Source organism: Ellagibacter isourolithinifaciens, from assembly GCF_008831035.1.
Classification (GTDB): Bacteria; Actinomycetota; Coriobacteriia; order Coriobacteriales; family Eggerthellaceae; genus Ellagibacter; species Ellagibacter isourolithinifaciens.
This window is the reverse complement of record NZ_WAJR01000005.1, coordinates 26,380-39,360: the sequence shown is the minus strand read 5'-3', so window position 1 is coordinate 39,360 and position 12,981 is coordinate 26,380. Positions and strand designations below refer to the sequence as shown.

The 12,981-nt window shown below is 58.5% G+C and carries 9 protein-coding genes; 6 read left to right on the top strand and 3 right to left on the bottom strand.

Translation table 11 applies throughout. From position 1 onward, the window contains the following. The first annotated feature begins 11 nt into the window (after positions 1–11). From F8C90_RS03310 to F8C90_RS03300, 3 genes are read left to right on the top strand one after another with little or no spacing between them, the layout of a single operon-like run. The gene (locus F8C90_RS03310) at positions 12–752 is read left to right on the top strand and encodes an energy-coupling factor transporter transmembrane component T (RefSeq protein ID WP_158049030.1); all 741 of its coding nucleotides are present in this window, start codon (positions 12–14) and stop codon (positions 750–752) included. After that, complete coding sequence (locus F8C90_RS03305) at positions 746–2,341, top strand: ABC transporter ATP-binding protein (protein ID WP_158049029.1); 1,596 nt, start codon at positions 746–748, stop codon at positions 2,339–2,341. Before F8C90_RS03310 ends, F8C90_RS03305 begins: the two co-directional genes overlap by 7 nt. A gap of 4 nt (positions 2,342–2,345) precedes the next feature. Beyond that, positions 2,346–3,323: a helix-turn-helix transcriptional regulator gene (locus tag F8C90_RS03300; RefSeq protein WP_170264522.1), complete on the top strand. Its 978-nt coding sequence runs from the start codon at positions 2,346–2,348 to the stop codon at positions 3,321–3,323. A gap of 648 nt (positions 3,324–3,971) precedes the next feature. Here F8C90_RS03300 and F8C90_RS03295 read toward each other — a convergent pair. Together F8C90_RS03295 and F8C90_RS03290 are read right to left on the bottom strand one after the other, a co-directional pair. Next, a complete protein-coding gene (locus F8C90_RS03295) occupies positions 3,972–4,313 on the bottom strand; it encodes a hypothetical protein (protein ID WP_158049027.1) in 342 nt (113 codons plus the stop codon). 87 nt (positions 4,314–4,400) lie between these two features. After that, positions 4,401–4,952 (bottom strand): hypothetical protein, encoded by a 552-nt coding sequence (locus F8C90_RS03290; protein ID WP_158049026.1) that lies wholly within the window; start codon positions 4,950–4,952, stop codon positions 4,401–4,403. Positions 4,953–5,238: 286 nt separating this feature from the next. Here F8C90_RS03290 and F8C90_RS03285 point away from each other — a divergent pair, with 286 nt between their 5' ends. From F8C90_RS03285 to F8C90_RS03275, 3 genes are all read left to right on the top strand, one after another. Then, the gene (locus F8C90_RS03285) at positions 5,239–7,902 is read left to right on the top strand and encodes a molybdopterin-containing oxidoreductase family protein (protein WP_158049025.1); all 2,664 of its coding nucleotides are present in this window, start codon (positions 5,239–5,241) and stop codon (positions 7,900–7,902) included. A gap of 133 nt (positions 7,903–8,035) precedes the next feature. Further along, positions 8,036–8,293: a 4Fe-4S dicluster domain-containing protein gene (locus F8C90_RS11390; RefSeq protein WP_158049024.1), complete on the top strand. Its 258-nt coding sequence runs from the start codon at positions 8,036–8,038 to the stop codon at positions 8,291–8,293. Positions 8,294–8,479: 186 nt separating this feature from the next. Beyond that, positions 8,480–11,149 (top strand): LuxR C-terminal-related transcriptional regulator, encoded by a 2,670-nt coding sequence (locus F8C90_RS03275; RefSeq protein ID WP_158049023.1) that lies wholly within the window; start codon positions 8,480–8,482, stop codon positions 11,147–11,149. A 550-nt stretch (positions 11,150–11,699) separates the two neighbouring features. Here the strand turns inward: F8C90_RS03275 and F8C90_RS03270 are convergent. Further along, positions 11,700–12,977, bottom strand: coding sequence for a radical SAM protein (locus tag F8C90_RS03270; RefSeq protein ID WP_158049022.1), 1,278 nt, complete (start codon positions 12,975–12,977; stop codon positions 11,700–11,702). Positions 12,978–12,981: the final 4 nt, after the last annotated feature.

Here is a 12,981-nt window from a genome sequence, read left to right as displayed (position 1 = left end):
GACCTTAGATAATGGAACTGCTTCGGTCAAAGGCAGGAGAGCGGTCGGTGCGGCTCGACCCGCGCACAAAGATGGTGATGCTGTTCGCAGTCTCAACAGTACTCCTGCTCGGAGGAAACGGAGGCGCGATGTTCGCCGTGCGCACGGCGATGCTGCTGTTTCCGTTCGGCCTGCTCGCGATATCAGGGCGCATGCATGCGGCAGGGCTCATGCTCGCGGCGTATCTCGGGTCCTACGCGCTCGCTGCGTTCGCCGCGCCCACGCTTGAAGGCATAGCGAACGCTATTACCGTTGCGACGGCGACTGTAGTCTCCCGCTTCGTGCCCACCCTTGCACTCGCATATTTCGTATTCGCCACGACGACGGTATCCGAGTTCATGGCGGCAATGGGGCGCATGCGCATTCCCGACTGGATTGCCATCCCGCTGTCGGTGCTGTTCAGGTTCTTTCCCACGCTTGGCCAGGAAGCGCGGGCGATCAACGCTGCCATGCGGATGCGAAACATCACCCCGATCTCCCGCGGGGCTTCCTATGTGGAAAACTGCCTCGTCCCACTCATGAGCTGCGCCGTCTCCATCGGAGAGGATCTGTCAGCGGCCGCCTTGGCGCGAGGACTCGGCGCGCCTTGGCCAAGAACGAACACCGGCAGCGTCGGGTTCGCATTGGTCGACGCTGTAGTTATCGCTGTGTCACTTGCCGCAACGGCGGCGCTCGCCTTGAGCCTCGCATTCCCGGAGGCGATCGCATGGTAAAAGAAACAAAGACCGAATCCCCCGTCCTTTTCATGAGCGAAGCGTCGTTTTCCTATGCGGGGGGACACTCCGGAGCAGGTGTCGAGGGAATATCCCTTTCGCTGGGGAAAGGCGAGGTTGCATTGCTGTGCGGGTCGTCCGGCTGCGGCAAGACCACCGTCACGCGCCTCGCGAATGGCCTCGCGCCGCATTTCTACGAAGGGACGGAAACCGGCACCGTTCGCGTATGCGGCCTCGACGTCGCGCATGCGGAGCTCTGGGAGACCGCACGATTCGTCGGCAGCGTCTTTCAAAATCCCAAGACTCAGTTCTACAACGTCGATGTTCGGGGGGAAGTCGCCTTCGGATGCGAGAACCTGGGATTCGAACCCGCCGATATCGAACGGCGGGTGGACGCTTCGGCAAAGGAGTTCAATCTAACACCCCTGATCGACGAAAGCCTCTTTTCTCTCTCGGGCGGTCAGAAGCAGCGCGTGGCGTGCGCAAGCGCCGCGGCTACGTCTCCCGCGCTCGTCGTGCTGGACGAGCCGTCGTCTAACCTCGACTTCGAGGCAATCGCTCAGCTTCGCATGGCAATTTCGCGCTGGAAGGCCACGGGGACCGCCGTACTCGTGGCAGAGCATCGGATCCACTACCTTGAAGGGATCGCGGATTACGTGCTCTACCTCGACAACGGCCGCCTCGCGCGCCGATGGACGGCTGACGAGTTCGCGCGTCTCGACGATGCCGAGCGCATACGGCTCGGGCTGCGCGCGCGAAGCGTCGACGACGCCTTCCGAAACAGCGGTTGCTGTAGCGTCCCAGCGATGCCCTATGCGCAAAAGGCGGCGCTCGGAGAAAACGTGGTGCGCCTCGAGAACCTGACGGCACACTGCCGGAAAAACGGAGTCCTCGAGAAAACCCTCGAAATCGCCAGCCTCGAGCTTCCCGTCGGAAGCATCACGGCGCTTGTCGGCGCATGTGGCGCTGGAAAGTCCACCTTCGCCGAGGCCGTATGCGGCCTCAACCGATGCGACGGAACCGTGACCTTAGAAGGGGCTCGCCTGGGAAAGCGTGCGCGCAGGCGAAAATGCTTCATGGTCATGCAGGATGCGAGCCACCAGCTCTTCTCGGAAAGCGTACTCGACGAGGTGGTGCTCGGCATGGAGGGACCCGACAGGCAGCAACGCGGGCTCGACATCCTGTGCGACCTCGACCTCGACCTGTTCGCCGAAGATCACCCGCTGTCGCTTTCGGGCGGGCAGCGCCAGCGCGTCGCCATCGCCCAAGCGCTTGCCACCAACCGGGCGCTCGTCGTCTACGATGAGCCGACGAGCGGTCTCGACCTCTTCCACATGCAACAGGTCGCCGAAGGCATCTGCCGCGTGTGTGAACGAGGCATCACGCAGGTCGTCATCACGCACGATCCGGAGTTCGCGCTATCGTGCTGCACGCACGTCGCCGTAATGGACAGGGGGAGAATCACGGAGGCTTACCCGCTCGAAGAAAGCGGCATCAGTCGGCTAGCGTCCTTCTTCCGGTCGGAATACCATGCAGGAGAAGATGATCCGTCAATCCGCAAGACTCCTTATTCGCGACAGAAGGAGTGAGGCCATGACAGTATTCGACATACTCGCAAGGAGAAACGCCGACAAGCTGCGCGCCGTCAGAGCGGACGGGGCGTCCATTCGATACCATCTGCGCATGGACGGCAGCGAGGCGGGCGTCATTGATGTGTTCGAGCTCTTCAACGGCGTTTCCCTGGCGTTCAACAGCATCCCCCAGGGCACCGCGTCATGGGACGACATCGAGCCGCTCGAGCTCCAGATTGACTGGTGCTTGCGCGGTCGGTTCCAACTTGACGATGGCATCCGCCTCGGAGACGGTGAGCTTGCCGTGCATGACGAGCGGATTAGAAAGCGCTCCATGAGGTTTCCTGCGCCGCTGTACACAGGATTTACCATCAGAATCAGCCGGTCGGAGGGAGCGGAGGTTCTCTCCCGCCTCCTCTCCCTCGACTTCGATGCCCTTGCGCAGCGGCTCACAGGGTCGAGCGGCTGCAAGATCTATGCGCCCGACCCCTCAATGAAGGCTCTTCTCGAATCGTTTTGGGATATCGACGAACGGGAACCGCTGATGCGGCTGCGTCTCAAAGCGCTCGAACTCATCTCTCTTGTCAACGCGACCCCTCGTCTTGCCCCGCGAGCAGAAGACTATCTGCAAAGAAGTACTATCGAATCTCTTGAAAGGGGCATGAGGCTTCTCGGATCGAATCTCGAGCAGAACGTCGCAGTGGCAGATGTGGCAGAAGCGTCATGTATGGGCATATCCGCTTTCAAGGAAAAATTCACGAAGGCGTTCGGGATTGCGCCGATGGCATACCGCCGCCAATGCCGTATGGGGCGCGCCGCCCAGCTTCTTGTCGCTACCGATAAAAACATATCGGACATTGCACTCTCCGTGGGATATCGCAACCCGAGCAAATTCTCCGCCGCTTTCGCGGCAACCTTCGGACGATCGCCTTCATGGTACCGAGCTGCAAACAGCTCAGGTAGCGTAAATTTAGTAAATGCCTTTCAGCCGCGCGAGTAAGGCGCGGAGCGCAAACACTATCAAACTTGCGTGTCCAATCCCAGGCATCAGAGGCTTAGTGGCCCGCAGCGCCCAATCCAAGTCGCACCATCCCAAAAGCATTGCGAGTTTGCACAGGAGTAATGAAAGAGACACCGTGAGCAGCTGAAGCACTCCTTTTGAGTTTCCCCAAGAATGACACTTAGACAGTCTTTACCGGCAAGCGAGACGTCCTCCTCGATGCATCTTTGAGATATCCCTGGTCGAACGAGAAGCTCCGTCGCGTCAGAAATAAGATGTTCCGGCAGCTCACACAGCATAATCACCTATCGCTGAACTCAAGTCAAAAACTCACGCAACGATAATGCGCGAAACGGCCGAGTAACGGTTGATACGAGTTCGGATCATTACCTGCGGTAATACGCCACCTGAGGTGATGCAGACACGCTAGCCACCTGCAACCAGAGAACTGATACGGTAACGTATCAATATTTCTAAAGAAGAATTTCGCCGTTTGGGTCACAGACGGATCACGGCATAAAAACGGCCTCTGACGAGGCCGTTTGCAGTTCTATCGAGGCGACGAACACCTATGAGATGCTGCGGACCGCACCTTGCAGCCACAGCACGGACTCTCTCCCTCCAGCCCCTCGTAACTCGAAATCGCAATCAGCGGCCATCTCCGCCGTCAGAAGTGGGCTGCGAACCCGCGGCGGCCTGTGCGGCCTCATCGGCCAATTTGTCACGATGCGCGTTGATGAAGTAGAACACGACGCAGGTTCCCACCATGCAGATGTTCAGACAGTAGAAAATCAAGGTGTACGACAGCGTGTCGTCCACAAGCTTCGCGATGATGCCAAAGATATAGCCGATGAAGCAAACCAGCAAGAACCAGAGGCTGACGCCCTTCGAGGTCTTGCCACGGACCGCTTTGACGATGTTCATAGGCCACGAGATGCCAAAGCAGATCAAGAAGAGCATCTCGAAGAAGCGCGTGTCGAACAGTTCCATTTTTCCTCCTCAATATACATGTGGACGTGGAGTTCCTTTTCGTGCGGTCGACTCCACGCCCGCCTCTCTAAAACAGAAAAGCTGTCGCTACTCGACGATCGCTGTAGCGGCAAGGTGCTTGTTAGCTGCAAAGCGCATCACGGCGATGCTCAATGCCTCGAGCTGCGCCGGATTCTGGCTAAGCTCCTCAAGCAGCTCCTTCTCATGACCGGGTGCCATACTTTCGATCATCTCCATGACGTCTTCCTCGCTCGGCTCGATGCCGTAATGGCGAGCCCACGCATCGAGGGCAAGACCCTGGTTGACCATGTCGTTTGCCTGCAGGGCCGTCATGCGCTCGTACTGCTCGAGAGAGATCTTCTGATCGACGAGCATTGCAGAAAGAGTAGTCCCCTGCGCCTCGGCCTGCGCTTGGGCCTGGGTGCGGATACCCAGTGCGGCTTGCTCGTAGATCGCGGGGTCGATATCACCGCAAACGCGCGTTGCAAGCTCCATCGCCGCCACCGCGCGCTTGTAGCCCTCGAGCTGCTCCGCCTCGGCGCTCGGCGCATCAGCCAAGCTTATCTTGACAGGCTCATAAGAACTAAGGGATGCATTGGGAATGTTGGCTTGAACCTGAGCGCTGTTCTTTGTTTCCATGATCGATTCCTCTCTCTGACGGCGCAAACCCTAATCAGGCATTGCCTTCCTCCGCCTTTACTTTATGCGTTTAAAGAGACCAATAGGATTCTCGAACAGGCATCTGCTCATCGTCTTTTTTCATCTTCGCATCTACTCTTCAACCAATTCTCAACTAATGACAACCTTGATTTCAACTCTTAGGCGGATTCCATAGACTGTCAATGATCTTAATATGTGGAGCATCGCTGAGTCGGGGTGAGGGCCCCGACATTGTGAAGAGAAGCCTAGGAGAGAGGAACTCACAATGAGCGAGAAGGTTTCCATGTTGGGCGTCCCCAACAACACGGTCGATGAGAACGGCATCCGCTGGCGCAGGACCCGTTGCTTCATGTGCCACATGAACTGCGGTGTCTGGTGCGGTGTCGACACCAAGACCGGCCGCCTGGTAGAGATGCGCCCTAACGAAGAGGAGGGCTCCGTTCTCTGCAACCGCCTCGGTAGCAAGGGCGAAAAAGCAATCAAGTTCCACTACCATCCCAAGCGCATCAACCACTGCATGAAGCGCGTTGGCGAGAAGGGCGAGGACAAGTGGGAAGAGATCTCCTGGGAACAGGCGATCGACGAGATTTCCACCAAGCTCATGGCACTTAAGGAGAAGTACGGCGCCAAGACCCTGTTCTCTTCCGAGGGCACGTACCGCTCCGATCACTTGTGGGCACGCACGCGCTTCTTCAATCTCTTTGGCAACCCCGGCAACGTTGTTGACCCTGGCACTATCTGCTGGTGCTGGAACTACTCCTTGAACATGGCTATGGTTGGTTGGCCCGTCGAGGCAATCATGCCCGTCTCCCCCTCTTATACCGGCACAATCGTCAACTGGGGCAAGCGCTGGTCTGAAGCCTACGCTCCCGAGGGTCCGCTGTGGCGCACCATGCGCGGCCGCATCGAAGTCAACCAGGACAACCCCGCCCAATACATCAACATCGACACCACCTGCATCGACGGCTCCGCAACTGCAGACATCTGGCTGCAGCCCTATCCCGGCACTGACTGCGCAATCTCCTTCGCATGGCTCAACGTCATCTTCGAGGAGAAGCTGTGGGATGACAAGTTCGTTCGCTACTGGTCCAACGCCCCCTTCCTGGTCCGCAAGGACACTGGCAAGCTTGTGCGCCTCGACGAGTTCAACGGCGGCAAGCACGAGGATTTCCTTGCAATCAACGAGATTAGCGGCCAGCCTGTGACCTGGTGCTCCGACGAGAACCGCTACTACGAGGATTGCGAGGTCACCCCGGCCCTGCAGGGCACCTTCAAGATCAAGATGGCCGACGGCTCCGAGGTCGAGTGCTGGACTGCCTTCGACGCCATCGAGGATCGTTTCAAGGACTGGACGCCCGAGCGCGCCTCCAAGATCTCCAACGTCCCCGCTCGCAAGATCCGCGAGGCAGCACGCCTGTACGCAACCAACGGTCCTGCATTCATCGGCTGGGGCCTGGGCGGCGGCGACCAGCACGGCATCAACGCATCCCAGTTTGGCATTGCCAAGACCATGGCACGCATCCTCACCGGCAACATCGACAACCCCGGCGGCGAGTACGTCGGTCAGCCGGCTGACCCGGACGACAAGGAGAAGCTGTTCCCCGTCCGCGACTCTGAGCTCGAGCTTTCAGATCTCCTCACCCCCGAGATTCAGAAGGACTACATCGGCAACGAGCGGTTCCGCGTCATGTCCTGGCATGGCTTCAAGGCGATCGACAAGTGCTACCGCAAGATGTTCGGCCTGAACCGCCCGATGTTGCACCAGATGCTGTGCAGCCCGTCCCTGATGTGGAAGGCAATTCTGGAGAAGGACCCCTACCCCGTCACCGCCTGCATCTGCTGGTCCTCCAACCCGCTGGCCTGGGCGCCGAACACCAAGCGCGTCTACAAGGCCCTCAAGGCCCTCGAGCTCCTCGTCGTCGTCGACTACTGGAAGACCCCGACTGCAGCTCTCGCCGACTACATCATCCCCGCAGCCGACTGGATGGAGCGCCCCTGCTGCACCACCTCTGAGGACTCCAACGACTTCATCGTTACCGGAGACCGCGGCGTCGAGCCCCTCTACGACCGCCACATGGACTTCGACTTCTTCAGGGCACTCGGCATCGCATGCGGCCAGAAGGAGTACTGGCCCTGGGAGACCTACGAGGACCTCATCGAATACCGCCTCGAGCGCGTGCCCGACATGAATCGCGAGAAGGCGACCAACCTCGGCAACTACTTCCCCTACGGCACGGACTTCTACAAGTACGCAAAGCCCCTTGCCAACGGTCAGCTGCGCGGCTTCGCAACTCCCTCCCGCAAGGCCGAGATCTTCTCCTCCGTCCTCGAGGAGCTCGGCTATGATCCCATTCCTGTCTACACCGAGCCCGAGACTCCGCTGGGCAACCCCGAGCTGGCCAAGGAGTACCCGCTGCGCCTGACCACCTCCGGCCGCATCAGCCCGTTGTACCACTCCGAGATGCGCACGCCCGGTCACGGTACTCGCTCGGTCGTCCCCTGGCCAATGACTTGGATGCACATCAACGATGCTCGTAAGCTGCACATTCGCGAAGGGGACTGGATCTGGATCGAGACGCGCATGGGACGCATCCGCCAGAAGGCTCATGTGGGCTGGGACGTCCCCGAGGGCATGGTCCAGGTTCCGCCTTCATGGTGGTACCCGGAGCTTCCCGCCGAGGAGCCGTGGAGCCAAGGCGTGTTCGATTGCGCCGCAAATGTGCTCATCGACGACGACCCCGATCTCGCCGACAAGATGACCGCAACTTGGAACGCACGCGGCCTGCTGTGCAAGGTCTACCCCTGCATCGACCCGGCCGATCAGTCTGACGAGAACGTGCCCATCGAGTACTACGACAACCCCGATGCCGAGACCGTCTGGGACCGTGCCTACAAGGAGATCGGCTGCTGGGAGCTCAACGGCAAGTAAGATCCCAACGTTGTAATTGCCAACCTTATCGATTTTCTTTTCCTAGATAAGGCGGCAGAAATCCCACAAGCAGGAGGGGCAGTTGCAGCTGCCCCTCCTCTTTTGCGTTTCAAACTTTTCTCGACTAGCACAGATGGAGGCACCCATGGTCTATGGTCCGCCAGCGGGCTTTGTGAGAAACAAGCCCTCTGTTTACATCGACAGGGACTACTGTATCGGCTGCATGAAGTGCGTGCGCCTTTGCCCGCAAAAGCACGTACTCGAACCCGCCCGCGACGAGCACGGCCCTTACTCGCACGTCACAGACCACATGCTTTGCGCCGGATGCGGACTGTGCCTGCAGAACTGCCCCACCCATGCTGTCCGAATCAAGCTGACGTTGCGAGAATAACTTCTCAAGAAACTTGAAAACAAGACTAGCGGAACATGTGTTCGTGATATGATTCTCGCCAAAGCCGCGCTGGAGCTACAGCATGTCTGGTAGCCGCAGATAGGCCGGTCTGCCGAGCATTGGCATAGTGCAACCGGCGACAAGTCGTCTAGCCAGCACAAAGAAGGTTCCACACAAGGAGGGGCAATGGAGAGCACTGCAGGTCATCTCACAGCAAACAACATCCCCATTGTTGCCAAATCCATGCCACCGGCGCAGCGTCTCTGGGGCAAGCCAAGAGAGCGTATTATGCACCTGCTCGACCGCTCTCGACGCCAACGCTTCACGTTCCTCAACGCTCCTGCAGGCTATGGCAAGACAACCGCTCTCGCGGACTGGTTCTACAGCCTCACAAATGCTGGAGAAAAAGCAGCATGGTTCGCCATCGACCGCCGCGATCGCGACTCGAAGTGCTTCTGGCTCAACTTCCACTATGCAATCTGCACAGCCCTGGGTATCGATTTCGTGAAAAGTCTCGGTGCGGTCCAATCCATGGCAAGAAACGAAGCCATCCTCACAATGGCCAACGAGATGAGTCTCAGTGCACGCAAGTGCGGCGGCTTGTTCATCGTTATAGAAGGGCTTGACGTCATCTACGGCTTCGAGACGCTCGAAGAGCTCCTGACGCTCATGTTGGCGCTCTCTGGAAACGTCCATATCATCCTGTCGTCACGTGTCGCCTTCACCAAGCACAGCTTCCCCGGCTTTACCATCCCAGACGTCTCGCTCAGCATTGACTACAGTATGCTTGCGCTTACAAAACAAGAGATGCTCGAATACCTTCTTGACGCCGGAGTCGAGCAAGTGGAGGAGCCGGACTTGAGTCTTCTCCATGACAAAACGCAAGGCTGGCCAGCCGGCACGGCTATCGTCATGGACAGCGTCGATGCGGGTGTGTCATTCAAAGAGGCTGTCGCCAATTTGTCGGGTACCGATCCCCGCCTCAACGAGTTCTTCGAGTTCGAGGTCTTCTCTGGTTTGTCCCAAGAAGAGAAGGACTTACTCCTCAAGACGGCATCTCTTGGCATGATCTCCGCTAGGGTCGCCGGCTACACGCTTGGGGATGTCGATGTCGACACCGCGATCAGCAGCCTGCACAGGCGCAACGCGTTCTTCTTCCCCATCGACACAAATTCAGGCGAATATGAGCTCCATCCCCTGTTCTCGCAGTGGGTCATGAAGAAAGCCCAAATCCTCTCCTCGCACGAGCAGCGCCTGCTAAACGCCCGCGCTTCGCGCTGGTGCCTCAGGAATGGACTGACAACCGCTGCCGCCAAGCATAAGATTCTCGCAAGCGAGCGCGAGGACATCTTCAACCTCGTACGCGTCGCCTACCCAAACATGACAACGGCAGAGCTCATGAGTATAACCATGTTCCGTCGCAATATCGATATCAAGGAACTCAGCCCCTGTTTTTACCTACTGGCGGCATGGGCCTATGCCTACAGCGCGCAGCTCGACGAGCTCGACTTCTGGCTCAAACCCCTGCACGAGCTTCCCGATGAGCTCGTCGACGAGAGGTTGCGCTTATCGCTCGAGGTCATCAAGGTCAAAGAGCTCTGCCTCGCCAGCAAGTTCGACGACGGCATCGAAAAAGCCCACCAAGTGGAGAGCCGCCTTGCAGGCAAGGACTTCATCCCGCTCAAGGTCATACTCGCCAATTGCCGTTCGGAAGCCCTCGACCAGCAGGGCAAAATCCAGGAGGGTCTCGAGCGCCACCTGGAATTCGCCTCGTTGACAAGCGACGGGTCTTTCCCCTTCCTCTCGTCAATCAACAGTTACTCGATGGCGTTCTCGTACTTCGAGCAAGGAAACCTCAAGCACGCCGCTCAAATGTGCCGTCAAATTCAAACGAGCTATGCACCGGACTACGTGACCTGCGGTGCCGCATGCTCGCTCGAGGTCTTGATCGATGTTTTGAGCAACAACAACATGGAGCGCGAGCAACGCCTCGCAAAGGCGACCTCGCTCATTTCCAAGCGCAGCAACGTCGATATGTTCCTAGATTGGTGTACCGCCCGAGCCTGGACCTATGTCTCTGCTGGAGACATAGACAAGGCAGACGCCATCCTTAGAGAGGGCATGAGCTTGGTCAAGATGTCATTGGGCTTTATTCCTCGCATGGCTGCTGTACAGCCCTTCCAAAACCACGCGATGCTCATGTTGCTCGAAGGGCGTGTGCAAGAGGCCCTCGCCTCATATAGGGAGTTCGACATGCTGGGTCTTGCGATGACGGCGCAGTCCCGTCTCGTGCGCGAGTTCGTAGAGCTTTCCATCGTCGATGAGGAAGAAAGGGAGAAGCGCCTGCTCGCCCTGCTCGAAACCGCTGACAGCCATGAATGCAACCTCATTGCACAGCTTCTCATGTTGGAGGTCGCCCTTATCTACTTCGAGCGCGGACAACGCACACGTGCGGTGCGAGAAATCGACCTATGCGTCAGCCGTGCACAGGAAAACGACATCGTCGCTATATTTGGCTGGAAAGCCCGCCAGGTGCGCTCTCTGCTGATGGTCTATCTCACCACCGCCAAGCCCAACTACAAGAATCGTCACTTTGCACAGTCGTTGCTTAGGCAAGATTTCATGCAATTGAGAGAAGGCGAAGAAGACCAGCTGAGTCAAGCTGTGGAACTCACAAGCAAAGAGCTCGAAGTGATCAAGCTCGCGCTTTCTGGCATGGATCGCAAGGAGATTTCCCAGGAGCTCTGCATAAGCGAGAGCACCGTGAAGTCACATCTCTCGCACATGTACCGCAAGTTTGGTGTGAAGCGCTACAGCGAGCTTGTAGCACTTGCATCGGAACTCGGCATCTCATAGAAAGCAAGCATCTATGCAAGCATCCAACCGAGCGCACTTCATATAACATTAGCAATCTGGATTTTCGCTAGAAAAAGATTGAGAGAACGCACCCCCTACCCTTTTGTATTGCCGAGGCCTAAGCTTTATCCGTACAGCCTACTAGCAGCGCGGACTGCGGTGGTGGGCAAGCATGGCGAGGAAAGCGGAATGAGGTCGGTGATTATGGGGCAGGGTCGGGGATTTGCTTCATTGCGATAAGGTTGCATCCTCCCGTTACGACGACATCCCGAATTGGGCTCCCTTAGAGCCGCTCTGAAGCGCCTGGCCGCCTCATTTCTACCTCACTTGGAGCAATGAGGCAAGTTCGTGGTCAACTGGACGAGTTGTGCGACGTTTTTTCGCCCGATTTTCCCCACCACGATGGCTCAGGGCATCCTCCGAAAGCAAAGCCCCAGGTCAGCTTAAAGCGAGTTGGATTATTCTGAGAAATGGCAGCACACAACTTGCTCAGTTGACCACGAACTCGGGGTTGTGCTCCCTGGAGCCGGTAGTGCTCCCCTACGCTCCCCTACGCGCCTTCGATCTCGCGAACACCCAGCTCGCGCAAGTAGGGTCGCCCCTCGCGGTCCTCGAAGACGTTGGCGCTCTCTGCAAAAACCACCTTGGGGCACGCCTTGCGCGCCTCCCCCAGACGGTTGAGCGGAATGGCAATCGAAGGCATCTGCGCATCCCAATCCTGCGGTACGCGGCATGCTCGCGCCCACGCACGGACCGCTTTCGCGTCCTTGCCGAAAGCCTTTGCGCACTTCAGTAGCTTATCCCCCTCATCGAGGGAAAGCCAGGGATACGCGGCCTGCAAATCGGCATCCTCCAGAAACGCCTTGTTTTGCTGGAAGATCTGCCCCGTGTTCTTGTTGTCCGAGCTGCAATAATGCACCCCCAGCTCAAGCTGCTGCTCGTCGGCGTACTCGAGCAGCGCCAGCGCCTCGGCTTCGCTGCCCGCAACGGGAACGCCGCCGCCGTACCAATAATCGTACAGGTAGTTGAACGGGTGCTTGCGCAGCTCGAAACCGCGCCCGCGGAACTCTTCCGCGTTGCAGAGGGGGAAGCAGAATTCAAGCAGGTTGATCCCCCACACGCCCATCGCGTCGAGGCGCGAGAGAAGCGGCTTCATCGTGGCGAGCGTGCCGGGAATCACCGGCATTTCAACCATGACATGCGGCAACGAGGACACAGCAGCCGCCATGCGCTCGAACACGGGCGCATCAGCGCTCGCGATGTCTTCAGGCTTCACGCTGAAGCGGACCTCGTCGAGCCCCGCCTGCGCGAGCTGTCCCAAGCACGCATCGTCGAGCAAATCGCCGCACGCATACAAGCGCACGTGAGCGGCAGGATACAGCTCACGCGCCCGCTCGATGAAGGCCACGACCTGCTCCTTATGCAGCAAAGGCTCGCCACCCGTGATGGCGAGGCAGTCGAATTGGGCGCCGGCATCGTGCGCGGCGTTGAGCTCGGCTACGATATCGCGTCGGTGGGAAAGGAAATACTCGTAGTGATCCTGGTTGGGATTGAAGCAGAAGTAGCAATGGCGCGTGCATCGCAGGTCGATGAAAAACGTCGCCGTGCGCTCGCCGGTGCGGCACGCCAAGCACGCAGGAGATATCCACCCGCGCCACAGGGAGCCGTCCCCGTTCTCGCAATGGCAGCCGCAGGCACGGGCCACCTGCGCCCGGCGCTCTCGGGAACAGGATTCCGAAACCTCGAAGGGGACGCCGAAAGTGGCGACCGCTTCCTCGTAATCGCGTTCTACCTGGTTGAATGCTTTCGCGTATTCCCGAACGTCCATCGCA

What these genes read in the sequence shown, in the direction of transcription:
- F8C90_RS03310 (WP_158049030.1), top strand. Translation starts at nt 12, where the DNA reads ATGGAACTGCTTCGGTCAAAGGCAGGAGAGCGGTCGGTGCGGCTCGAC.
- F8C90_RS03305 (WP_158049029.1), top strand. Translation starts at nt 746, where the DNA reads ATGGTAAAAGAAACAAAGACCGAATCCCCCGTCCTTTTCATGAGCGAA.
- F8C90_RS03300 (WP_170264522.1), top strand. Translation starts at nt 2,346, where the DNA reads ATGACAGTATTCGACATACTCGCAAGGAGAAACGCCGACAAGCTGCGC.
- F8C90_RS03295 (WP_158049027.1), bottom strand. Translation starts at nt 4,313, where the DNA reads ATGGAACTGTTCGACACGCGCTTCTTCGAGATGCTCTTCTTGATCTGC.
- F8C90_RS03290 (WP_158049026.1), bottom strand. Translation starts at nt 4,952, where the DNA reads ATGGAAACAAAGAACAGCGCTCAGGTTCAAGCCAACATTCCCAATGCA.
- F8C90_RS03285 (WP_158049025.1), top strand. Translation starts at nt 5,239, where the DNA reads ATGAGCGAGAAGGTTTCCATGTTGGGCGTCCCCAACAACACGGTCGAT.
- F8C90_RS11390 (WP_158049024.1), top strand. Translation starts at nt 8,036, where the DNA reads ATGGAGGCACCCATGGTCTATGGTCCGCCAGCGGGCTTTGTGAGAAAC.
- F8C90_RS03275 (WP_158049023.1), top strand. Translation starts at nt 8,480, where the DNA reads ATGGAGAGCACTGCAGGTCATCTCACAGCAAACAACATCCCCATTGTT.
- F8C90_RS03270 (WP_158049022.1), bottom strand. Translation starts at nt 12,977, where the DNA reads ATGGACGTTCGGGAATACGCGAAAGCATTCAACCAGGTAGAACGCGAT.